Raw genomic sequence first — 21482 nt, forward strand, 5'->3', positions numbered from 1 at the left:
TCCTAGGTGGTTCCAGGCGGTGTCCCCGTGGTCGTAGACGGTCACGGGGACACCTCGCCGGGCGAGGCGGTCGGTGACGAGCGGCTCCACGCGGGACCACTTGCCGCCGGCCAGACCGCAGCCTATGCGGGGCATGTGCACGGAGGCGTCCAGCTCGGCCGCCTTGTCGGCGAGGCGGCCGAGGGCCGTGTCGATCGCCTCGTAGCGCACGGGGACGCCCTTGCTGCCGGTCCGCGTGCCGCGCTGGCCGATCATGTTGGCCACCCACACGTACGGCTCGACCCGGACGAACTGGACGGCGCCAAGACCGAAGTCGTTCGACGCGCGGTCGCGGTGCCAGGCGCGGTAGGCCGCCTCCGGCTCGGGCCAGCGGCGGGTGACGGCCAGGACGAAGCCCTTGCCCCAGCCGCCGAGGTCGTTGCACACGTGGGCGATCACCTTGACGCCCTTGACCGACGGAACGGTGGCGGCCCGGTGTCTGCCGGCTACTTGGTGAGACCGCCCAGCTCCTGCTCGGCGTTGCGTGCCACCCGGCGGCGGACACCGAACCAGCCCGCCACCAGCATCAGCGCGATCACGGGCACGAGCAGCACGGTCTTGCGGCCGACCTCGTGGTCGTTCCACATCAGGACGATCACCGCCAGCAGGAAGGCGATCGTGACGATCTCGGTGACCGGGCTGCCGGGCAGGCGGAAGTGCGGCCGCTCGAGCAGACCCGCGCGTGCCCGGCGGACGAAGGCGAGGTGGCAGATCATGATGATCACCCAGGTGCTGATGATGCCGAGCGAGGCGACGTTCAGCACGATCTCGAAGGCCTTGCTCGGCACCAGGTAGTTCAGGCCGACGCCGAGGACGCAGACCGCGCAGGTGAGCAGGATGCCGCCGTAGGGCACCTGGCTGCGGCTCATCACTCCGGTGAACCTGGGCGCGGAGCCCGCCGTCGCCATGGAGCGCAGGATGCGGCCGGTGGAGTACAGGCCGGAGTTCAGGGAGGACATGGCGGCGGTGAGGACCACCAGGTTCATCACGTCGTCGGCCGCCGGGACGCCGATCTTCGACAGGACGGTGACGAAGGGGCTCTCGTCGCCCGAGTAGAGCGAGCTGGGCAGCAGCAGGACCAGCAGGACGACCGAGCCGACGTAGAACAGGGCGACCCGCCACATGATCGAGTTCACCGCACGCGGGACGATCTTCTCGGGCTCGGCGGTCTCGCCGGCGGCGACGCCGACCAGCTCCAGGGCGGCGTAGGAGAAGATCACGCCCTGCATGACGAGGACCACGGGCATCACTCCGTGCGGGAGGATGCCGCCGTGATCGGTGATCATGCCGACGCCCGGGGTCTGGCCGCCCACGTCGTGCTGGGTGGCCAGCAGGAAGATGCCGATCAGCATGAAGGCGACGAGGGTGGCGACCTTGATGATCGCGAACCAGAACTCCATCTCGCCGAAGATCTTCACGGAGATGAGGTTCACGGCCAGGACCACCGCGAGGGCGATCAGGGCGAGCACCCACTGGGGAATGCTCGTGAACATACTCCAGTAGTGCGTGTACAGGGCGATCGCGGTGATGTCGGCGATGCCGGTCGTCGACCAGTTCAGGAAGTACATCCAGCCGGCGACATAGGCGCCCTTCTCGCCGAGGAACTCGCGCGCGTACGACACGAAGGACCCGGAGGAGGGCCGGTAGAGCACCAGCTCGCCGAGGGCCCTGACGACGAAGAAGGCGAAGACGCCGGCGACGAGGTAGGCGATCGCGAGCGCCGGGCCCGCGTCGCGCAGGCGTCCGCCGGCGCCGAGGAAGAGGCCGGTGCCGATCGCGCCGCCGATGGCGATCATGTTGACGTGGCGGGCCTTGAGGTCCTTGCTGTAACCGGCGTCGCCCGCGTCCGCGGGGATGGTCCCGGTCGCCTGGGGGTGGGCGGCGACCTGTGCCGTCTCGACGGCGTCCTTGCTCACGGGTGGTACCAATCTCTGGTGCGCCCGGGCGGGGTACGCCCAGGTCGTCCGTACAGCGACAAGGCCCGCACCACCCTTCGCGGCACAGACCAAGACGGCACCTTCCCACGACGCCGCGTGGGCATGCGGTGGCTCATGTCACACCGGTTTCACAGCACTGGTGAGACAGCGATACTGCTGCACATGACGACGACCGACACCGAGGAGCCTGCCCTCACGATCGACGAGCTGGCCGCGCGGGCCGGCGTCACGGTGCGCACGGTCCGCTTCTACGGCACCAGGGGGCTGCTGCCGCCGCCGACGATCGGTCCGCGGCGGGTGGGGCACTACGGCGGGGAGCATCTGGCGCGGCTGGCGCTGATCGAGGAGTTGCAGCACCAGGGCATGACGCTGGCCGCGATCGAGCGGTATCTGGGGCAGCTTCCACCCGGCCTGAGCGCCCACGACCTGGCGCTGCACCGCGCGGTGGTGGCCTCCTGGGCGCCGGAGACGGTGGAGAGCCTCACGCGCGAGGAGCTGGGCCGGCGCGCGGGCCGGCCGCTGACGGACGACGAGGTGGACCGGCTCACGGCGATGGACGTCGTCGCGCGGGACGGCGCCGCCCCGGACGGTGCCGCCCCGGACAGTGACGCCTACCGGGTCGACGCCGGGCTGCTCCGGCTCGGCGTCGAACTGCTCGACGTGCCCTTCTCCCCCGAGACGGTCCTCGCCGCCCGTGCGGCCCTCCTCGAGCACTCCCGCGCCGCCGCGCGGGACCTGTCGCGGCTGCTGCGCGACGCGGTCGCCGAACGCGACGCGCGGGACGTGCGGTCCCTGTCGGCGCACATGCACCCGCTGGTGGTCCAGGCGCTGCTGACCACCTTCCAGCGGTCGCTGCGCGAGGAACTGCGGGAGTGGCTCGACGGGAGCGGCGAGGACTGAGGCGCTGCTCCGGTCCTTCCCGGAGGCGCTGCCTCAGCGGCCGTCAGCGGCCGTCAGCGGCCGTCAGCGGCCGTCGGTGAAGACCTCCCCGTTGTCCGCCTTCTCCACCAGCAGCGCGGGCGGGGTGAAGCGCTCGCCGTAGCGGTCGGCCAGCTCGCGCGCGCGGGCCACGAAGCCGGGCAGGCCGCCCTCGTAGCCGTTGATGTACTGCAGGACGCCGCCGGTCCAGCCGGGGAAGCCGATGCCGAAGATCGAGCCGATGTTGGCGTCGGCGACGGAGGTCAGTACGCCCTCCTCCAGGAGCTTCACCGTGTCGAGCGCCTCCGAGAAGAGCATGCGTTCCCGCATGTCCGCGAAGGGGATCTCGTACCCCGGCTGCGTGAAGTGGTCACGCAGGCCCTGCCAGAGCCCGGCGCGCCTGCCGTCGTCCCCGTAGTCGTAGAACCCGGCGCCGCCGCTGCGGCCGGGACGCTCGAACTCGTCGACCATGCGGTCGATGACGGCCTCGGCGGGGTGTGCGGTCCAAGTGCCGCCGGCCTCTTCCACGGCCCGCCTGGTCTCCTGGCGGATCTTCCGGGGCAGAGTGAGGGTCAGTTCGTCCATCAGGTTGAGGACCTTGGCCGGGTAGCCGGCCTGGGCCGCCGCCTGCTCGACGGACGCGGGCTCGATGCCCTCGCCGACCATCGCCACGCCCTCGTTGATGAAGTGGCCGATGACCCGGGAGGTGAAGAAGCCGCGTGAGTCGTTGACGACGATCGGTGTCTTCTTGATCTGCCGGACCAGGTCGAAGGCGCGCGCCAGCGCCTCGCCCCCCGTCTGCTCGCCCTTGATGATCTCGACGAGCGGCATCTTGTCGACGGGCGAGAAGAAGTGCAGCCCGATGAAGTCGCCCTGCCGCTCGACGCCCTCGGCCAGCGCGGTGATGGGCAGCGTGGAGGTGTTGGAGCACAGCAGGGCGTCTGGGGCGACGACGTGCTCGATCTCCTGGAACACCTTGTGCTTGAGGGAGGTGTCCTCGAAGACCGCCTCGATCACCGCGTCGCAGCCCGCGAGGTCGGCCGCTTCGGACGTCGGCGTGATGCGGGCCAGCAGCGCGTCGGCCTTCTCCTGGCTCGTACGGCCCTTGGCCACGGCCTTGGCGCACAGTTTCTCGGAGTACGCCTTGCCCTTGAGGGCCGACTCCAGGGACACGTCCTTGAGGACGACGTCGATGCCCGCGCGGGCGCACGAGTAGGCGATACCGGCGCCCATCATTCCGGCGCCGAGGACGGCGACCTTGGTGACCTTCCGGGACTCGAACCCCTGGGGGCGGTTGGCCCCGGAGTTGACCGCCTGGAGGTCGAAGAAGAACGCCTGGATCATGTTCTTCGAGGTCTGCCCGGCGGCCAGTTCGACGAAGTAGCGGGCCTCGATGACCTGGGCGGTCTCGAAGTCGACCTGGGAGCCCTCGACGGCGGCGGCCATGATGTTGCGCGGCGCCGGGTAGGGGGCGCCGTTGGTCTGCTTGCGCAGGTTGGCGGGGAAGGCGGGCAGGTTGGCCGCGAACTTCGGGTGGGCGGGGGTGCCGCCGGGGATGCGATGGCCGGGCCGGTCCCAGGGCTGGGCGGACTCCGGGTTGGCGTCGATGAACGCGCGGGCCTGGGCGAGCATGTCCTCGCGGCTGTCGGCGACCGCGTCGACGAGGCCGTTCTCCAGGGCGCGGCGCGGGTTGTACTGGGTGCCCTGGAGGAGCACCTTGAGCAGCGCGTCGGTGATGCCGAGCATCCGGACGCTGCGGACGACGCCGCCGCCTCCGGGGAGCAGGCCGAGGGTGACCTCGGGGCAGCCGATCTTGGAGCCGGGCCCGTCGAGGGCGACGCGGTGGTGGCAGGCGAGGGCGATCTCGTAGCCGCCGCCCAGGGCCGCGCCGTTCATGGCGGCGACGACGGGCTTGCCGAGGGTCTCGATGCGACGCAGGTCGCGCTTGATGGCCATGCCGCCGTCGAAGAGGTCCTGGGCGGTCTCGGGCGTGACGCGGATCAGGTCGCGCAGGTCGCCGCCGGCGAAGAAGGTCTTCTTGGCGGAGGTGACGATGACGCCGCGGATCGAGTCCTTCTCGGCCTCCAGGCGGTCGGTGATCACGGCGAGGGACTCGCGGAACGCCTGGTTCATGGTGTTCGCGGACTGGTCGGGGTCGTCGAGGACGAGGGTGACGACGCCGGTGTCGTCCTGTTCCCAGCGGATGGTGGTGGACTCGGTGGTCATGAGGGTGTGCTCCTGGTGATCCGTCGTGATCCGTCGTGATCCGTTGGGAGGGGTCAGATGCGCTCGACGATGGTGGCGATGCCCATGCCGCCGCCCACGCACAGGGTGGCGAGGCCGTAGCGCTTGTCCTGGCGCTCCAGTTCGTCCACGAGGGTGCCGAGGATCATCGCGCCGGTGGCGCCGAGGGGGTGGCCCAGCGCGATCGCGCCGCCGTTGACGTTGACCTTGTCCAGGGACAGGCCCATGTCCTTGACGAAGCGCAGGACGACCGCGGCGAACGCCTCGTTGATCTCGACCAGGTCGATGTCGTCGATGGTCAGCCCGGCCTTGGCGAGTGCCTTGCGGGTGGCCGGGGCGGGCCCGGTCAGCATGATGGTGGGTTCGGAGCCGGAGACGGCGGCGGAGACGATCCGCGCGCGCGGGCGCAGGCCGTAGCGGTCGCCGACCTCCTGGGAACCGATGGCTACCAGGGAGGCTCCGTCGACGATGCCGGAGGAGTTGCCCGCGTGGTGGACGTGGTCGATCTTCTCGACCCAGTGGTACTTCTGCAGCGCCACGGCGTCGAAACCGCCGAGTTCGCCGATGTCGGCGAAGGAGGGCTTGAGCTTCGCGAGGGAGTCGGCGGTGGTGCCGGGGCGCGGGTGCTCGTCGTGGTCGAGGACGGTGAGACCGGCGCGGTCCTTCACGGGGACGACGGAGCGCTCGAAGCGGCCGTCCTTCCAGGCGGTGGCCGCGCGCTCCTGGGAGAGGGCGGCGTACTCGTCGACGTCGCGGCGCGTGAAGCCCTCGATGGTGGCGATGAGGTCGGCGCCGATGCCCTGCGGCACGAAGTTGGTGGCGAGGTTGGTCATCGGGTCGTTGAACCAGGCGCCGCCGTCCGAGGCCATCGGCACCCGGGACATCGACTCCACGCCGCCCGCGAGGACCAGGTCCTCCCAGCCGGAGCGCACCTTGGCGGCGGCCATGTTGACGGCCTCCAGACCGGAGGCGCAGAAGCGGTTCTCCTGGACGCCGGCCACCGTGTCCGGCAGTCCGGCGGCGACGGCGGCGATGCGGGCGATGTCGGAGCCCTGGTCGCCCACCGGTCCGACGACGCCGAGCACGATGTCGTCGACGGCGGCCGGGTCCAGGTCGGGGAAGCGGGCGCGGATCTCGTGGACGAGGCCGACGACCAGGTCGACGGGCTTCGTGCCGTGCAGGGCGCCGTTCGCCTTGCCGCGTCCGCGCGGGGTGCGGATCGCGTCGTACACGTACGCTTCGGTGGTCACTGGCAGGCCTTTCACTGAGGGTTCGGTGCGGTGTTCGAGGCGGGGTCCGGGCCCCCGGACTCCGAGTCCGGGCGTCCGGGCAGGTCCCAGTCGCGGGCCACGGCCTCGGTGTCGGCGCCCGGCCGGGCGGGCCCGGTGCGTACGGCGGTGGGGGTCGCGGAGAAGCGGGGCGCGGGGGCGGGCTGGGTGATGCCGCCGTGGTCGGTGAAGGTGGCGCGGGCGGCGAGGTGCGGATGGTGCGGGGCCTCGCGCAGCGACAGCACGGGCGCCGTGCAGGCGTCGGAGCCCTCGAACACGGCCGTCCACTCGTCGCGGGTACGGGACTTGAAGCGCGCGGCGACGGCCTCGCGCAGTTCGGGCCAGCGGGCCATGTCGTCGCGGGCCGGTGCCAGGTCGGGGATGCCGAGGAGGCGCGTGAACTCGGCGTAGAACCGCGGCTCCAGGGCGCCGACCGCCATGTACCGGCCGTCGGCGGTCTCGTAGGTGCCGTAGAAGGGGCAGCCGCCGTCGAGGAGGTTGGCGCCGCGCCGGTCCTGCCAGCCGCCGGCGGCGAGCATGCCGTGGATCATCGAGGAGAGGTGGGCGGTGCCGTCGACGATGGCGGCGTCCACGACCTGCCCGGTGCCGCTCTCGCGCGCGTGGTGCAGCGCGGCGAGGACGCCGACGACCAGGTAGAGGGAGCCGCCCGCGTAGTCGCCGAGGAGGTTGGCGGGGACGGCCGGGGGTTCACCGGGGGCGCCGATCATGCCGAGGGTGCCGGTGAGGGCGATGTACCCGATGTCGTGCCCGGCGCGCTGGGCGAGCGGTCCTTCCTGGCCCCAGCCCGTCATCCGGCCGTAGACGAGGCGCGGGTTGCGGGCGTGGCAGTGCTCGGGGCCGACGCCGAGCCGTTCGGCGACGCCGGGGCGGTAGCCCTCGATCAGGACGTCGGCGCGTTCGGCGAGGTCGAGGACCCGGGCCGGGCCGTCGGGTGCCTTGAGGTCGACGATCACGGAGCGCTTGTTGCGGTTGGTGACGTCGTGGGCGGGGTCGATCCCGAGGCCGGGTCCGCCGGGCCGGTCGACGCGGACGACGTCGGCTCCCAGGTCGGCCAGGAGCATGGCGGCGAAGGGGCCGGGACCGATACCGGCCAGCTCGACCACGCGCACGCCGGCGAGCGGACCCGCGCCCGTCGTCCGCCTCCGCGTCGGCGTCTGCGTCGGCGTCCGCGTCGGCGTTTTCGCTTCCGACATTCAGCCCCATCTCCGTGACACAACCGATGTAACACCAGTGATGCCAATGATGCTAAGAACGTGTTCCACTGGGCACAAGACCCGGGCGAGCAAGCGCTTAGCCAATTGTGGCGCAGGCCTCTCTCGGGCCCGCGATCCTCACGCTAGCCTCAGCCACCGGCAACGGCGCGTGCTGCGGACCCAGGGGTTGCCGTCGAGTGACGAGCCGACCGAGAAAGGGATGTCATGAACAGGCTGAAGAGGGCCGACCGGCCGTACGACATCGTGCTCTTCGGGGCGACGGGGTTCGTCGGCCGGCTCACCGCGGAGTACCTCGCCGCGCACGCGCCCGGCGGACTGCGCTGGGCGATCGCGGGCCGCAGCGAGGAGAAGCTGCGGCGGCTGCGCGAACGACTGCCCGGCGCGGCGGACGTCGGCGTGCTGCTCGCCGACGTGTCCGATCCGGCCTCGCTGCGCGAACTCGCCGGGCACGCGCGCGTGGTGGCCACGACGGTCGGCCCCTACGTCCGGTACGGCGACGCGCTGGTCGCCGCCTGCGCGGAGGCCGGGACCGACTGTCTCGACCTCACCGGTGAGCCCGAGTTCGTGGACCTGACGTACGTCCGCCACGACGCACGCGCGCGGGAGACCGGCGCCCGGCTGGTGCACGCCTGCGGCTTCGACTCCGTCCCGCACGACCTGGGCGTGCACTTCACCGTGCGGCAACTGCCCGAGGGCGTGCCGCTGGCCGTGGACGGTTTCGTGACCGTCGGCGCCACCTTCTCGGGCGGTACGTTCGCCTCCGCGCTGGGTCAGTTCGCCCGCGGGCGGCAACTGCGGACCGCCGCGCTGGAACGGCGGCGGCACGAGCCCCGCCTGGTGGGGCGCCGCGTGGTGACGCCGACGGGGGCGCCGCGGTTCGCCGGGGAGGTCGGTGCCTGGGCACTGCCGCTGCCGACCATCGACGCGCAGATCGTGCGGCGCTCCGCGAAGGCCCTGGACCGCTACGGCCCCGACTTCCGCTACCGCCACTACGCGGCCGTACGGCGGCTGCCCGTCGCCGTGGGCGGGGTGGCGGCCGTGGGCGCGCTGGTGGCGGCGGCCCAGGTGCCGTCCGCGCGGCGCTGGCTGTCCGGCCGGCTCGAGCCGGGGGACGGACCGAGCGCCGAGCGGCGGGCGCAGAGCTGGTTCTCGGTCCGCTTCGTCGGCGAGGGCGGCGGCCGGAAGGTGTTCACCGAGGTCGCGGGCGGCGATCCCGGGTACGACGAGACGGCCAAGATGTTCGCAGAGGCGGCGCTCTGTCTCGCCCTCGACGCGCTGCCGCCGACGTCCGGGCAGGTCACGACGGCCGTGGCGATGGGCGACGCGCTGACCGAGCGGCTGCGGGCGGCGGGCATCGGCTTCCGGGTGGCCGCGACCCGCTGACGTGCGATGCCGGGTCGGGTCGGGTCGGGCGCGGTCCGGGTCAGGCCGGGCGCGCGGTCCGGGTCAGGCCGGGCGCGCGGTCCGGCCGGCAGGCCCTATCCCGACCACCCGACGATCGTGTAGATCATCCCGCCGATCCAGGCCACCCCCGCGCCCACCGCCAGCACCAGGCCCGCGAACACCGTCCGCTCGACGGGGCGGCCGGGCCGGGCGGAGTCCTTGGGTGCGCGGTGTGTCGTCATGCCCACAGCCTGCCGGTGGCGCGGGCGGCGGCACATCCGTACGGATACTCAGATCATCCGAGTGCCCCGCGCCGGAGTGGCCCGCGCCGCGATGTGAGACCCGGATTTGAGACTTGCGCGCCCCTCGGCCGGTGCCACCACGAGCGGCGCGCGGGAAAGTGCCAACAAGCACTTCAATGAAACCCTTGAAGGCATGAAGTTCCTTCTCGAAGTCACCATGGACGACGGCGCGCTCGCCGAGGACGCCACGGGCGAGTTGCAGCGGATCCTGCGGTACTGGGGCGGCAACCTGAAGCACTACGAAATGCGGCCCGGCGACGGTTCGGTGATCTACGACTCGGCGTACCAGGAGGTGGGCCGCTGGAGCGTCGAGGGTCAGGCCGAATAGGTGGTGGCCGCCCGCAGGGCCGCGCGGCACAGGGCGTCGGCCCTGCGGGTGGTCTCCGGCAGCCGGTAGGCGGGGGCCAGGGCCAGCGTGTGCGCGCAGGCGTTGTCGAGGCTCGCCCGGTGCCCGACGGAGACGAAGACCGGCTTGACGGCGTCGCGGGTACGGACCGCACGTCCGACCTCCTCGGCGCCGGCGAGCAGCGGGGACGTACTGCCGCGCGGGGCGCCCGGGTCGTCGTACGTGAAGGTGAACGGGTTCTTGGCCACACCGATCGTGGGCAGGCCGGTGAGGACGCCCAGATGGCTCGCGAGGCCGAAGCGGCGCGGATGGGCCAGGCCGTAGCCGTCGCACACGACCATGCCGGGCGCGCAGGGCAGCGCCTCGAGGGCAGCGAGGACGGTCGGTATCTCCCGGAAGGCGAGCAGACCGGGCACGTAGGGGAAGGAGATCCGCCCGACGGCCGTGGCCTCGGCGACGACGGCGAGGGTCGCGGCGTCCAGCACGACGGCCGCCGCGGCGACGATGTCGCGTTCGTCGTCGTAGGCGACGTCCACGCCGGTCACCCGGCCGGTGCCGGGCGGCGGGCCGGGCTCGTCGAGCACCACGCGGGCGCGCAGTTCGTCCTGGACGGCGCGGGCCGGCTCCTCGGTCGCGGGCCAGCCGTCGGGGATCTGCACGGTCACGGTCGTCATCGTGGCCGTAAGCCTACGGGAGCACGTGAGCCCGGGAGTAGGCTCGCGATCATGTTCGTACTGGAGCTGTCGTACACCGCCCCGCTCGAAGCCGTCGACGCCGTGCTGGCGGACCACGTGGTCTGGCTGGACGGGTGGTACGAGCAGGGTGTGTTCCTGGCGTCCGGGCGCAAGGAACCCCGCGACGGCGGCGTGATCGTCGCCGTCGCGGAGGACCGTGCGCGGATCGAGGAGATCACCGCGGGCGACCCGTTCGTCAGGGCCGGCGTGTGCGCGTACCGCGTCACCGAGTTCGTCGCCACGAAGACGGCACCGGCGCTGGAGCGGTACCGGGAGACGCTCGGCTGACGAGCGGCGCGGCTCACTTGCCGAGCGCCCGCCGCAGCTCGCCCTTGTTCATGCTCGAACGGCCGTGGACGTCACGTGTCCTGGCCTCCTGGTAGAGCTGGTCGTAGGTGGGCCCCTGGGGCCCCTGCCGCTTCCCGGACCGCTGTCCGCCGCGCTTGCTCGGCGGCATGTCCTGTGTGGACGTGCGGCTGGCGGTCTTCGACTCGCCCGACTGCGCGCGCTCCTTGTTCACCGTCCGGGCCGCGATCTCCTTGGCCCGGCCGGTGCGCTCGCCCCGGTCCTCGGCGCTGTCCTTGATGTGCTCGTACTGCCGCTCCCGTTTGGAGCTCGAACCGCGTGGCATGTCCGCTCACTTCCTCTCACGCTCCGCCGCTCTCACGCTCGGCGAACGGTTACCCACGTTACGGACGAACACCCCGCCCCGCGCGCGTCAGCGCTCCAGCCGGGCGACCCGGCCCTGCTCGCCCGCGGCCCAACATCCCAGGTCCGGGGTGCAGTCCACGGTGTCGTACGACCCGGTGTCGACCGTCCGCCAGGTGTGGCCGCCGTCCGTGGTGACGTCGGTGCCGGTGGGGCCGACCGCGAGGGCGGCGGTGCGGCTGTGCGGGAGCCAGGCGACGCCGGAGCGGTAGGCCGGCGGCGGCCGGTCCGCGGGGCGCCAGGTGCGGCCGGCGTCGGCGGTCCGGGCCGCCGCCCGCGGGGAGGCCTGGTCGGGGCGGAAGTCGCCGCCGACGGCGAGGCCGTGGGCGCGGTCGCGGAAGGCGAGGGCGAAGACACCGCGGGCCGGGTCGCCGGCCGGGATCGGGGCGTCGGTGGCCGTCCAGGTGCGCCCGCGGTCGGCGGAGTGCAGCACGCGCGCGCGTGCGGCCCCGCCGGTGGCCAGCCACACGTCCCTCGGCCCGGCGGAGACCAGGCACTGGCCACTGGCCGCGAACCCCGCCTCGCCGTCCTGCGCGGCCGGCATCCCCTCGGCGGGCAGCACGTTCCAGGAGCGGCCGCCGTCACTGGTCGACAGGATGCGGAACTTTCCGTCCACCGGGTCGCTCATGGCGAGGCCGTGACGGCGGTCGAAGAAGGTGAGGCAGTCGTAGAAGGCACGCGCGTCGGTGTTGCGGAAGGACTCGGTCCAGGTCGCCCCGCCGTCGTCGGTGCGGTAGACGCGGGACGCCTCGCCCTCGCCGATGGACAGGGCCACGGCCCGGCGGGCGTCGAAGGCCTCGACGTCCCGGAACTCCAGCTCGCCCGCGCCCGGCGGGGAGACGTCGCGCCACGTGTCGCCGCCGTCGGTGGTGCGCAGGACCGTGCCCTGCGTGCCGGCCACCCAGGCGGTGTGCCGGCTGACGGCCGCGAGCCCCCGGAAGCGGACGTCGGGCACTCCGGTGCCGGTGTCCTTCAGCTCCCAGTGCGGCCGCTCCCAACGCGGCCGCTGGTGCGCCTGCGCGGGGGTGGCCGCCGTCAGCGCCGCCAGCGCGGCCGCGCACACGGCGACCGCGAGCGCCGACCGTCCCTTGCCCCTGCCGCCGGTTCGGGCGGCCCGTGCCGTGCGTCGCTTACTTCCCAAGCGCCTCATGGCGGGCGAAGCTAGCCCACCGCCCGCGCCCCGTCCAGAGGACCGCGGCCTGCACGCGCGCGTGGCCACGAGCGCCACAAGTGCCTTACGGGGCACGCGAGGAGAGCCGTGCCACTCCTGTGCATGAACGCGGTGACAGAGGTCACTCGCTCGTCGTGTGCACGGATTGGCTGATTCCGGCGTCTCTTCCAGTGCCCGGCCCGCACGACCCCATGAGCCCGTCCAGCCGTCACGAGGGAGCAAGACGTTGCCCACCGTCATCGAGCAGCCCGTCGAGGCGCGTCTTGTCGCCGCCGCGCCGCGTATGCCGAACATTCCCGCGACCCTGCACTACGACCGCGCCGACCCGTTCGCCGTCCGCATGACCTTTCCCGCCCCCGCCACCCTCGAGGGCGTGGACGTCTGCTGGACCTTCTCCCGCGAGCTGCTCATCACCGGGATGCGGGAGCCGGACGGTCACGGCGACGTGCGGGTGCGCCCGTACGGGTACGACCGCACCGTCCTGGAGTTCCACGCGCCCGAGGGCACGGCCGTGATCCATGTGCGCTCGGGTGAGCTGCGCCGGTTCCTGCGGGCCGCCGGCGAGCTGGTGCCCGTGGGTCTCGAGCACCTCCAGCTCGACCTGGACCACGACCTGGCGGAGCTGATGCGCGGGAGCTGCTGACCTCGCTCAGCCGTCCGCCGACGCCGACGCCGCCGAGGCCTGTGCGGTCTCGGCGCTCACCGCGTCCCACACCTCGCCCACGATCTTCCGCATCCCGGGTGCCGCCGCCCCGCAGCGCCCGGTCAGCTCCGTGATCCGGTCCCGCCCGCGCGCCCCGCTCCCCGCGCCCGCCGGGACACCCAGTCCGGCCGCGGCCGCCAGCGCGGCCACGGCAGCGTCCCGCTCGGAGACCTCCCCGGCCGGCAGCGGCCCCTCCAGGACGCGCCGCGCGTCCTCGCGGAGCGCCCGCGCCACGGCGACCCGGGCGAGCGTGTGGTCCACGGACGGGAACACGCCGAGCACGCGCCTCTTCTCGGCACGCAGATACCCCTCGGCCACCAACTGCTCCCGGACGGCGTCGAAGGTGACCCTGGCGTGCAGCCGCACCCACGTGCGCCACCCGTGCGGCAGCGACTCGCGGACGAGTTCCAGCAGCCCGTCCAGAGCGGCGTCCCCGGTGCGGGAGTCCAGGTCGGCGGGGGTGGCGATGCCGTCGTCGTCGGTGAGCAGACCGTGCCGGGCCAGTTCGGTGAGGGCGCCGGCGCGCACCAGGTGGTGGACCCGGGCGGTGTCGGCGGCCCCGGACCGCGCGGGGTCCCAGGCCAGCAGGCAGAGCCGGGCCGGCAGTGAGAGCGGGCCGTCGGGCACGAGGCCTCCTCGGGGCCGTGGGACCGGGGCCGTATCCGTGCCAACGTCGGCGTCGGCGTCGTATCCGTGCCGGCGTCGGCGTTAATGCGTTGACAGGCCGTCCGGTCCTTTCTTAGGTTCTGTATCGCTTCTGTTGCCGCCGATTGGAGAAGGACGTTGCTCGTCTGAGGTCCTGAGACACCGCGTCACACGTATCTCACGTGTGTACGTCGCGTGCGACCTCGGCGTTCGAGCCTCCTTCCGCTTCCGACGTCGGCCGTCCGCTTCCGGTGTCTCGATACGCGTTTGCCCCTGACCGCATCGAGCAACCGCGGAGACCCCGTATGTCTACGTCCCTCACCTGTACGTCCCTCTCCTTCGCCTGGCCCGACGGCACCGCCGTCTTCGAAGGCCTCGACACCGCCTTCGCACCCGGCAGAACCGGGCTGGTCGGCGTCAACGGAGCGGGCAAGTCAACCCTGTTGAAGCTGATCGCCGGACAGCTCGCCCCGGCCGACGGCACCGTCCGCGTGGCCGGCGAGGTGGGTTACCTCCCGCAGAACGTCACGCTCGACACCGCGCTGCGCGTCGACGAGGCGCTCGGCATCGACGGCCGGCGGGCCGCGCTGCACGCCATCGAGGCGGGTGACGTGGCCGAGGAGCACTTCGAGACCGTCGGCGACGACTGGGACGTCGAGGAGCGCGCGCTGGCCACGCTCGGCGAACTGGGCCTCGGCCACGTCGGGCTCGACCGCACCGTGGGCGAGGTCTCGGGCGGCGAGTCGGTGCTGCTGCGCCTGGCCGCACTGCTGCTGCGCCGGCCCGACGTCCTGCTCCTGGACGAACCCACCAACAACCTCGACGTCTACGCGCGCAGGCGGCTGTACGCGGCCGTCGACTCCTGGCCGGGTGTGATGGTCGTGGTCAGCCACGACCGCGAGCTGCTGGAACTGGTCGACCAGATCGCCGACCTGCGTGCCGGCTCGATCACCTGGTACGGCGGCAACCTCTCGGCGTACGAGGAGGCGCTGGCCGTGGAGCAGGAGGCGGCCGAGCGGATGGTGCGGGTGGCCGAGGCGGATCTGCGCAAGCAGAAGCGCGAACTGGCCGACGCCCAGGTCGTCCTGGCCCGGCACAGGCGGTACGGGCAGAAGATGTACGACACCAAGCGCGAGCCCCGGGCGGTGATGAAGCTGCGCGCACGCACCGCCCAGGAATCCGCCGGCAAGTACCGCGTCATGCACGAGGAGAAGCTCTCCGAGGCGAAGGAGCGGCTCGACGAGGCGGTGGAGGCCGTGCGGGACGACGACGAGATCCGCGTCGACCTGCCGTACACGGCCGTGCCGCCGGGCCGGGCCGTGCTCACCCTGCGGAACCTGGAGCTGATGTACGGCGCCCGGGTGGAAGGCGGTCTCGATCTGCACGGTCCCGAACGGATCGCGCTGATCGGGCGCAACGGCGCGGGCAAGACCACGCTGCTGCGCACGGTCGCCGGGGAGCTGGAGCCGGTCGCGGGCGAGGCGACGGCGCACGTCCCGCTGCGGTTCCTGCCGCAGCGCCTCGACGTCCTCGACGAGGAGCTGAGCGTCGCGGAGAACGTGGCCCGGTTCGCGCCGGGCGCCACCAACAACCGGGTCCGGGCGCGGCTGGCGCGCTTCCTGTTCCGGGGTGCCCGTGCCGACCGGCAGGCGGCGACGCTGTCCGGCGGCGAACGTTTCCGGGCGGCGCTGGCCGCGCTGATGCTGGCCGAGCCCGCACCGCAGCTCCTGATGCTGGACGAGCCGACGAACAACCTGGACATGGCGAGCGTGCGGCAGCTCACCACGGCGCTGGAGTCGTACGAGGGGGCGCTGATCGTGGCCAGCCACGACATGCCGTTCCTGGAGTCGCTCGGCGTCACGCGATGGCTGCTGTTCGAGGAGGGAGAACTGCGCGAAACCACGCCGGAAGCTGTCGGACATCCCGCCTAGCGTCCGGCACGGCGGAGCGTCTCAGGAGGGCCACGAGGGGCTGGCGGGGCTTCCGTCCGCACAGGTCCGCGCTGCATGATGACGAACCGGCGCCACGTCACGCGGCGCCGGTTCACCGCCCCCCGATACGCGCCGATACGCACCGATCCGCGCCGATCCGAAAGGCCCCGCGTGCCCAGCAAGAAGGCCCTCGTCCGCCGCCCCAGTCCCCGGCTCGCCGAAGGGCTGGTGACGCACATCGAACGGGAGAAGGTCGATCACGACCTGGCGGTCGAGCAGTGGGACGCGTACGTCGAGGCTCTGGGGGCGCACGGCTGGGAGACGCTGGAGGTGGACCCGGCCGACGACTGCCCGGACTCGGTCTTCGTCGAGGACACGGTCGTCGTGTTCCGGAACGTCGCGCTGATCACGCGGCCCGGAGCCGAGTCGCGGCGCGCGGAGACGGCCGGCGTCGAGGAGGCGGTGGCCCGGCTCGGCTGCTCGGTCAACTGGGTCTGGGAGCCGGGCACCCTGGACGGCGGCGACGTCCTGAAGATCGGCGACACGATCTACGTGGGACGCGGCGGGCGCACCAACGCGGCCGGCGTCCAGCAGCTACGTGCGGCGTTCGAGCCGCTGGGCGCCCGGGTCGTCCCGGTGCCGGTGAGCAAGGTGCTGCATCTGAAGTCGGCGGTCACCGCGCTGCCGGACGGAACGGTCGTCGGGCACATCCCGATGACGGACGTGCCGTCGCTGTTCCCCCGCTTCCTGCCGGTGCCGGAGGAGTCGGGGGCGCACGTGGTGCTGCTCGGCGGCGACAAGCTGCTGATGGCGGCCAGCGCGCCGAAGACGGCGGAACTGCTCGCCGACCTCAGCCACGATCCGGTGGTCGTCGACATCGGCGAGTTCGAGAAGCTCGAGGGCTGTGTGACGTGCCTCTCGGTCCGGCTGCGCGAGCTGTACGCCTGAACTTTCACCCCGCCAAACGGTGGCTGATCAGCAACCTTTACAGTGCGCTTAACCTACGGTCTCGTAACCTACGGTTTCGTAGCCTACGATCCCGTAGGTTCCCGGCACCGCTCGCCGGGCCGCTCCCCGCTGTCGCACGTCCCCATGGAGTTCTTCGTGACGATCGTCTCCCCGCACCTCGGTAGTTCCGCAGAATGGACCGACGCCCGGCTGCTGTACGCGCTGGAGGAGGTGGTCGAGCAGGAACTCAACCGGCATCTGAAGGTCGCCAAGGACTGGATGCCCCACGAGTACGTGCCGTGGACCGACGGCCGGAACTTCCCGGGGATCTTCGAGGACGGCGAGGCCTGGGAGAAGGGCCAGTCCAAGGTCACGGACATCGGCCGCATCGCCCTCGTGGTGAACCTGCTGACGGAGGACAACCTCCCCAGCTACCACCACGAGATCGCCAGCCTCTTCGGCCGCGACGGAGCCTGGGGCACCTGGGTGCACCGCTGGACCGCCGAAGAGGGCCGGCACGGCATCGTGATGCGCGACTACCTGCTCACCTCGCGCGCGGTCGACCCGGACCAGCTCGAGCAGTTCCGCATGGCCCACATGAGCGAGGGCTTCGAGTCGGACAACCGGCACTCGATGCTGCACTCGGTGGCCTACGTGGCCTTCCAGGAGCTGGCCACCCGCATCTCGCACCGCAACACGGGCCACCAGTCCGGAGACCCGGTCTGCGACCGCATGCTGGCCCGCATCGCGACCGACGAGAACCTGCACATGGTCTTCTACCGGAACCTCCTCAAGGCGGCCTTCGACCTGGCGCCCGACCTGACGATGCAGGCGGTCCGGGACGTGGTCGTGAACTTCCGGATGCCCGGTCACGGCATGCCCGGCTTCGAGCGGGCCGCCGCGCAGATGGCGATCGGCGAGGTCTACAACCTGCGCATCCACCACGACGACGTGATCCAGCCCGTGCTGCGCTTCCTGAAGATCATGGACATCGACGGCCTCGGTCCCGACGGGCAGGCGGCCCAGGAGGAGCTGGGCCTCTACATGGGCGGGCTCGACGCCGAGGCCGCGAAGTTCGACGAGAAGCTGGCGGCGCGCAAGGCCCGGATGGCGGCCCGCGCGGCGGGCTGACCGCACCCTCCTCCGCAGTCGTCACTCGTAGACCGTCGTCTCCTCCAGTGCCGCGTCGCGCACGTCGGGGACCGGATGGCGGCGCAGGGTGCGCAGCAGTTCGCGCCAGGGCGCGGGCCAGTCCTCCCGGTCGCCGAGCGCGCCGGTGACGGCGACGGCCATGAGTCCCTGGGCATGGCCGCCGTGCGCGGCCAGCGCCCTGGCCTCGGCGAGCAGCACCGCCGCGTCGCCCGGCAGCTCCCGGGTCTGCAGGCGCCCGCCGACCTCGTCGGCGATCCGCGCGGCGAGTGCCGGGCGGTCGGCTCCTGCCAGGGCGGTGACCCGGTCCAGGCGCGGTGGCAGGGCGGCCAGGTCGACGTGGTTCGCCGCGAGCCCGGCGGCCTGCGCCACGTGGGCGTCGTACCCGGAGAGCAGCTCGGCGGCGGCGAGGGCGGCCGGGCGGACCGCCGCCTCGGAGCGGAAGCCGCCCGACCCGAGTCCGGCGATGAGGTACTCGACGCGCTGACGGGCCGGCCGGTCCCGCCGCTCCCCCGCGTCGCTGTCCCCGTCGGCCTCCGTCCCGGCGAGCGCGCGCAGGGCGTCCAGCAGCCCGGCCAGGCCATCCGGCGCGCTCGACGCCGCGCTGATCAGGGCGTTGGCCGCCGCGTGCCAGGTCGCCCGGTTCGTGAGGTCCGTGACGGCTCGGGTCAGCACCCCGGCCCCCTCGGCCGACCAGGGGATCCAGTGGGCCAGGGCGTGGAAGGCGAGGAGAGCGGTGGCGGGGTCGTCGGTGACGGCGACGTCGCGCACCAGGCGGGCGTACCGGCCGCGGTGGGCCTCGGGCAGGTTCTGCGGCGCCGCCCGCAGCAGGGCCGCCCGCAGGACCGGCACGCCGTTCGCCGCGTCGTGCAGCAGTTCCCAGGTCTCCTCCCGCGCGAGCAGCCCGTGGGCGAAGGCGACACAGGCGGCGCGTACGTCCGGATGGGTCCCCGGGCGGGCGTAGACCTCGGTGATCAGGGCCGCGGCATCCGGCACGGGGAGGCGGACCGCCGCCAGCCGGACCGCTTCCTTACGGCTGGTCACCTTGGCGTCCTGGGCCCGCAGTACCTCCCGCAGCCGCCCGGCGAGGCTCGACGGGCGCGCCCGCCGGGACGCCTGGGTGACCGCGTACACGGCGACGCGGGCCCGGTCGCCGCCGGCATGGGCCAGCAGCTCGGACAGCGTCTCGGCGGCCCGGTCGGTGCGGGCCAGGGCGGCGAGCGCGGCCTCGGCGAGGACGACGTCCGCCGATCCGGTCCAGCGGCGCAGGAGGTCGGCGCCGCCGTCGGGCACGGCGGCGGCCCGCGTGAGGGCGCCGGCCCGCGCGTACAGAGGCAGCCCGGCGTCGGCGGCCAGGGCGGCGCACTGGCGGAGCAGCGCGGCCTGCTGCCGCGGCACCCACCGGGCCACCTCGTGCGCGGCCACCGGCATGGACCAGGAGGTGCCCTTGGTCAGGAAGCGGCCGTACGGCGGCGTCTCGGCGAGCAGCGGGTCGAGCAGGTCGGTGCGGCGCCGGACGACCACCGCGCGCACCGGCGGCAGCGCGGCCGCCGACGGTTCGTGGGCGAGGACGCGGGCGGCGCGTTCGTCGCGGGTGGCGGACGGTTCGAGCCACAGGGCGACCGCGGTGCGCGCGGTCGTGTCGTTGCCGTACCGGACGGCCTGCCAGAGCAGGTCCTGGAGTTCCGGCATCCCGGCGGCGCGGGGGCCCACCGCGCGGGCGAGCGCGAAGACGAGGCCGTAGTCGGCCTTCTCGGCGCCCGCCTCGATCCACGGGCGCAGCGCCTCGTACACCTGGTGCTCCTGGCCGCGCCGCAGGGTGCGGTCGAGGCGGCCGAGGTCGGCGCCGCCCGTGGTGCCGGATATCCGGACGAGGGTGCGCAGCGCCCAGTTCACCAGCGTGCGCGTGCCGCCCGCCGCGTGCTCGCGCAGCACGGCGAGGGCGAGTTCGCCGAGCAGCCGGCGGGCCTCGGGCGAGGAGTCGCGGGCCTCGACGGCGTCGGTGGCGAGGCGGTCCAGGTGCTCGGCGGCGTCCTCGGTGAACAGGTCGGCCCGGACGGTGCGTGCCGCCCGCAGCGCGGCGGATCGCACCGGGTCCTGTTCGTTGCGCAGCCGCGCCATGTCCTCCAGTACGGCGGTGACGGCGGCCGGGTCGCCGGAGCGTGCGGCGTTGCGGATCAGCAGGGTCCAGGCGCCGGCGCGGTCGTCGGCGTCCGGGCGCCGGGTGGCGGCCAGCAGCCGGTCGTGGACCTCGGCCACCGGGAGGAAGGACTCGGCGGTCAGGACCGCGTGCTCTCCCGCACCGGCCTCACGCGCGCGGGCGGCGGCCTCCCGGGCCTCACGCGCGGCGTGGCGCCGCGGCAGCACCTCCAGCAGCGGCTCGTCGACGCCGACCGTGCCGCCGGGCCCCCGCCCCTCGCGCACGGCCGTCCACAGGGTGTGGCGCCGGGCGGGCGGGAGCGCCTTCAGCAGCTTCGGGAGGTCGCCGTAGGGCAGCAGGACGCGGGCGTAGGCGACGAGTTCGGGCGAGTCGGTGCGGGTCAGCCGGTGCAGCACGGTGCGGCCCAGCCGGTGGACGCCGACGACGGGGGCCCAGGCGGGCGTGGGCAGCAGGCGCAGCACGCGCCGCGGGTCGGCGGCGGCGAACGCCGGGAGGTGACCGCGCAGTTCGTACGGCAGGCGGCTCGGCCCCCGCTCCGCCAGCATCGCCAGCACCCGCGCGGGCTCGGCGGGCGCGAGCGTGGCCACCGCGGGCGCGTACCGGCCCCACCAGATGTCGCGCAGCGCCTCGGGCCGCGCGGCCAGCTCGGCCTCCAGCACGGCGGACAGCGCCGCGCGGTGCCGCTTCGCCAGCGGGTTCCAGGCCCGGACGGCGTACAGCAGGTCGGGCAGCAGCCGGGCGACCGTCGGCGCGGTGCAGCCCGGCAGCAGCCGGGTCGCCTCGGTGTCGCCCCAGTCGCGGCGCACCCCGTCGACCAGCCGGTCGGCGAGGGCGGTGCGCCCACCGGCCACGACGGCGCGCAGCAGGCCCCGGCGGACCGCCTCGGGGGCGTCGGCGAGCCCCGCCTCGAAGGCCGCGTCCGGCACACCCAGGCTGTCGGCGACCCGCAGGGCGTGACCGCGCACGTACGGGTCGGGGTCGGCGATCCGGTCCGCGATCCACTCGGTGTCGCCCGCGGCGGAGGCGGCGACGACGGCGAGCCGGCGTCCGTGGGCGCCGTGCCGTTCGAGCTCGGCGAGCACGGGCCGCGGGTCGGCCGACTCCCGCACCCGCGCCACGAGTTCGCGCATGCGCCGCGGGTGGGCGAGCGGATCGAGGGCGTGCAGCAGGCTCTCGGCCTCGTGCTGTGCGGCGGTTCGGGACATGCGGGGATTGTGCCTGCCGGGGCGGGCGCGGCACAGCGAATTACGGCTGCGGGCGGGCGCCGTTACCGGAAGGCCGTGCTCAGGGCGTGGTGCGCCGCAGGGCCAGCCGCTCCTTCTCCGACAGCCCGCCCCAGACTCCGAATCGCTCGTCGTTGCTCAGCGCGAACTCCAGGCAGATCGAGCGGATCGGGCACAGGGCGCAGATCCGCTTGGCGTCCCGCACGGAGCTGCCGGGCTCGGGGAAGAAGAAGTCTCCCCCGGTCTGTGCGCACAACGCCTCTTCCTGCCAGCTGAGGTCGGGCGTCTCGGTCATCTCGATGTACATGGACAGGAGCGTGCCCGGAGGCGAAAAACATTCGATCAACGCGCGATCAACGCCGCGCGTCCGGCACCCGCAGCCGATCAGATGGTCCTACGCCGCGCACGGCGGCGCACGGCGGCGCGCGGAAGCGGTT

General features: G+C 73.2%; 19 protein-coding genes and 1 pseudogene. 8 read left to right on the top strand and 12 right to left on the bottom strand.

Annotated elements, in window-relative coordinates; all coding sequences use genetic code 11:
- Positions 1-21: 21 nt before the first annotated feature.
- Positions 22-438: pseudogene (locus tag KUM40_RS19900) on the bottom strand (Appr-1-p processing protein); the annotation flags it as partial.
- A 47-nt stretch (positions 439-485) separates the two neighbouring features.
- Entirely contained in the window at positions 486-1955 is a 1470-nt protein-coding gene (locus tag KUM40_RS19905) for an amino acid permease (protein ID WP_217167352.1), read from the bottom strand.
- Positions 1956-2138: 183 nt separating this feature from the next.
- Between KUM40_RS19905 and KUM40_RS19910 the strand changes: the two genes are divergently transcribed.
- Entirely contained in the window at positions 2139-2876 is a 738-nt protein-coding gene (locus tag KUM40_RS19910; protein ID WP_254395356.1) for a MerR family transcriptional regulator, read from the top strand.
- 63 nt (positions 2877-2939) lie between these two features.
- Here KUM40_RS19910 and KUM40_RS19915 read toward each other — a convergent pair whose 3' ends face one another.
- The 3 genes from KUM40_RS19915 to KUM40_RS19925 are packed head-to-tail and all read right to left on the bottom strand — an operon-like array spanning position 2940 to position 7620.
- Positions 2940-5120: a 3-hydroxyacyl-CoA dehydrogenase NAD-binding domain-containing protein gene (locus KUM40_RS19915; RefSeq protein ID WP_217167354.1), complete on the bottom strand. Its 2181-nt coding sequence runs from the start codon at positions 5118-5120 to the stop codon at positions 2940-2942.
- 53 nt (positions 5121-5173) lie between these two features.
- Positions 5174-6388: an acetyl-CoA C-acetyltransferase gene (locus KUM40_RS19920; protein ID WP_217167355.1), complete on the bottom strand. Its 1215-nt coding sequence runs from the start codon at positions 6386-6388 to the stop codon at positions 5174-5176.
- 11 nt (positions 6389-6399) lie between these two features.
- Positions 6400-7620, bottom strand: coding sequence for a CaiB/BaiF CoA-transferase family protein (locus tag KUM40_RS19925; protein ID WP_254395357.1), 1221 nt, complete (start codon positions 7618-7620; stop codon positions 6400-6402).
- A gap of 225 nt (positions 7621-7845) precedes the next feature.
- On the opposite strand from KUM40_RS19925, the gene KUM40_RS19930 reads away from it, so the two are divergent.
- On the top strand, positions 7846-9024 hold the full coding sequence (locus KUM40_RS19930; protein ID WP_217167356.1) for a trans-acting enoyl reductase family protein: 1179 nt from the start codon (positions 7846-7848) through the stop codon (positions 9022-9024).
- Between the two features lie 95 nt (positions 9025-9119).
- Here KUM40_RS19930 and mmpA read toward each other — a convergent pair whose 3' ends face one another.
- Positions 9120-9266 (bottom strand): morphogenic membrane protein MmpA, encoded by a 147-nt coding sequence (gene mmpA, locus KUM40_RS19935; RefSeq protein WP_217167357.1) that lies wholly within the window; start codon positions 9264-9266, stop codon positions 9120-9122.
- Between the two features lie 193 nt (positions 9267-9459).
- On the opposite strand from mmpA, the gene KUM40_RS19940 reads away from it, so the two are divergent.
- The gene (locus KUM40_RS19940) at positions 9460-9654 is read left to right on the top strand and encodes a hypothetical protein (RefSeq protein ID WP_217167358.1); all 195 of its coding nucleotides are present in this window, start codon (positions 9460-9462) and stop codon (positions 9652-9654) included.
- Here KUM40_RS19940 and KUM40_RS19945 read toward each other — a convergent pair.
- Positions 9642-10346 (bottom strand): endonuclease V, encoded by a 705-nt coding sequence (locus KUM40_RS19945; protein WP_217167359.1) that lies wholly within the window; start codon positions 10344-10346, stop codon positions 9642-9644. The two genes, KUM40_RS19940 and KUM40_RS19945, sit on opposite strands and share 13 nt — an antisense overlap.
- A 51-nt stretch (positions 10347-10397) precedes the next feature.
- On the opposite strand from KUM40_RS19945, the gene KUM40_RS19950 reads away from it, so the two are divergent.
- Positions 10398-10694 carry a YciI family protein gene (locus KUM40_RS19950; RefSeq protein WP_217167360.1) on the top strand — a complete coding sequence of 99 codons (297 nt, stop codon included), beginning with the start codon at positions 10398-10400 and terminating at the stop codon, positions 10692-10694.
- A gap of 13 nt (positions 10695-10707) precedes the next feature.
- On the opposite strand, the gene KUM40_RS19955 is transcribed toward KUM40_RS19950, so the two are convergent.
- Together KUM40_RS19955 and KUM40_RS19960 are read right to left on the bottom strand one after the other, a co-directional pair.
- Positions 10708-11037, bottom strand: a complete 330-nt coding sequence (locus tag KUM40_RS19955) for a plasmid stabilization protein (RefSeq protein ID WP_217167361.1) — start codon at positions 11035-11037, stop codon at positions 10708-10710.
- 87 nt (positions 11038-11124) lie between these two features.
- A complete protein-coding gene (locus tag KUM40_RS19960; protein ID WP_254395358.1) occupies positions 11125-12264 on the bottom strand; it encodes an oxidoreductase in 1140 nt (379 codons plus the stop codon).
- A 247-nt stretch (positions 12265-12511) separates the two neighbouring features.
- On the opposite strand from KUM40_RS19960, the gene KUM40_RS19965 reads away from it, so the two are divergent.
- Entirely contained in the window at positions 12512-12928 is a 417-nt protein-coding gene (locus tag KUM40_RS19965) for an SsgA family sporulation/cell division regulator (protein ID WP_217167362.1), read from the top strand.
- 6 nt (positions 12929-12934) lie between these two features.
- On the opposite strand, the gene KUM40_RS19970 is transcribed toward KUM40_RS19965, so the two are convergent.
- Complete coding sequence (locus KUM40_RS19970) at positions 12935-13615, bottom strand: GPP34 family phosphoprotein (RefSeq protein ID WP_217167363.1); 681 nt, start codon at positions 13613-13615, stop codon at positions 12935-12937.
- Between the two features lie 323 nt (positions 13616-13938).
- On the opposite strand from KUM40_RS19970, the gene KUM40_RS19975 reads away from it, so the two are divergent.
- From KUM40_RS19975 to KUM40_RS19985, 3 genes are all read left to right on the top strand, one after another.
- Positions 13939-15564 (top strand): ABC-F family ATP-binding cassette domain-containing protein, encoded by a 1626-nt coding sequence (locus KUM40_RS19975; RefSeq protein WP_217167364.1) that lies wholly within the window; start codon positions 13939-13941, stop codon positions 15562-15564.
- A 171-nt stretch (positions 15565-15735) separates the two neighbouring features.
- On the top strand, positions 15736-16512 hold the full coding sequence (gene ddaH / locus KUM40_RS19980) for a dimethylargininase (protein ID WP_217167365.1): 777 nt from the start codon (positions 15736-15738) through the stop codon (positions 16510-16512).
- 156 nt (positions 16513-16668) lie between these two features.
- Positions 16669-17643, top strand: coding sequence for an acyl-ACP desaturase (locus KUM40_RS19985; RefSeq protein ID WP_217167366.1), 975 nt, complete (start codon positions 16669-16671; stop codon positions 17641-17643).
- A 21-nt stretch (positions 17644-17664) separates the two neighbouring features.
- Here KUM40_RS19985 and KUM40_RS19990 read toward each other — a convergent pair whose 3' ends face one another.
- Positions 17665-21027 (bottom strand): hypothetical protein, encoded by a 3363-nt coding sequence (locus KUM40_RS19990; protein WP_254395360.1) that lies wholly within the window; start codon positions 21025-21027, stop codon positions 17665-17667.
- A 79-nt stretch (positions 21028-21106) separates the two neighbouring features.
- A complete protein-coding gene (locus tag KUM40_RS19995; RefSeq protein WP_217167367.1) occupies positions 21107-21352 on the bottom strand; it encodes a WhiB family transcriptional regulator in 246 nt (81 codons plus the stop codon).
- Positions 21353-21482: the final 130 nt, after the last annotated feature.

The sequence above is a fragment of the Streptomyces sp. AC512_CC834 genome (assembly GCF_019049325.1).
Lineage (GTDB): Bacteria > Actinomycetota > Actinomycetes > Streptomycetales > Streptomycetaceae > Streptomyces.

Excerpts from the sequence above, each read along its gene's own strand:
- mmpA (WP_217167357.1), bottom strand. The coding sequence starts at position 9,266 with ATGACGACACACCGCGCACCCAAGGACTCCGCCCGGCCCGGCCGCCCC.
- KUM40_RS19925 (WP_254395357.1), bottom strand. The coding sequence starts at position 7,620 with ATGTCGGAAGCGAAAACGCCGACGCGGACGCCGACGCAGACGCCGACG.
- KUM40_RS19950 (WP_217167360.1), top strand. The coding sequence starts at position 10,398 with ATGTTCGTACTGGAGCTGTCGTACACCGCCCCGCTCGAAGCCGTCGAC.
- KUM40_RS19995 (WP_217167367.1), bottom strand. The coding sequence starts at position 21,352 with ATGTACATCGAGATGACCGAGACGCCCGACCTCAGCTGGCAGGAAGAG.
- KUM40_RS19910 (WP_254395356.1), top strand. The coding sequence starts at position 2,139 with ATGACGACGACCGACACCGAGGAGCCTGCCCTCACGATCGACGAGCTG.
- KUM40_RS19940 (WP_217167358.1), top strand. The coding sequence starts at position 9,460 with ATGAAGTTCCTTCTCGAAGTCACCATGGACGACGGCGCGCTCGCCGAG.
- KUM40_RS19990 (WP_254395360.1), bottom strand. The coding sequence starts at position 21,027 with ATGTCCCGAACCGCCGCACAGCACGAGGCCGAGAGCCTGCTGCACGCC.
- KUM40_RS19960 (WP_254395358.1), bottom strand. The coding sequence starts at position 12,264 with ATGAGGCGCTTGGGAAGTAAGCGACGCACGGCACGGGCCGCCCGAACC.
- KUM40_RS19930 (WP_217167356.1), top strand. The coding sequence starts at position 7,846 with ATGAACAGGCTGAAGAGGGCCGACCGGCCGTACGACATCGTGCTCTTC.
- KUM40_RS19915 (WP_217167354.1), bottom strand. The coding sequence starts at position 5,120 with ATGACCACCGAGTCCACCACCATCCGCTGGGAACAGGACGACACCGGC.
- KUM40_RS19955 (WP_217167361.1), bottom strand. The coding sequence starts at position 11,037 with ATGCCACGCGGTTCGAGCTCCAAACGGGAGCGGCAGTACGAGCACATC.
- KUM40_RS19975 (WP_217167364.1), top strand. The coding sequence starts at position 13,939 with ATGTCTACGTCCCTCACCTGTACGTCCCTCTCCTTCGCCTGGCCCGAC.
- KUM40_RS19945 (WP_217167359.1), bottom strand. The coding sequence starts at position 10,346 with ATGACGACCGTGACCGTGCAGATCCCCGACGGCTGGCCCGCGACCGAG.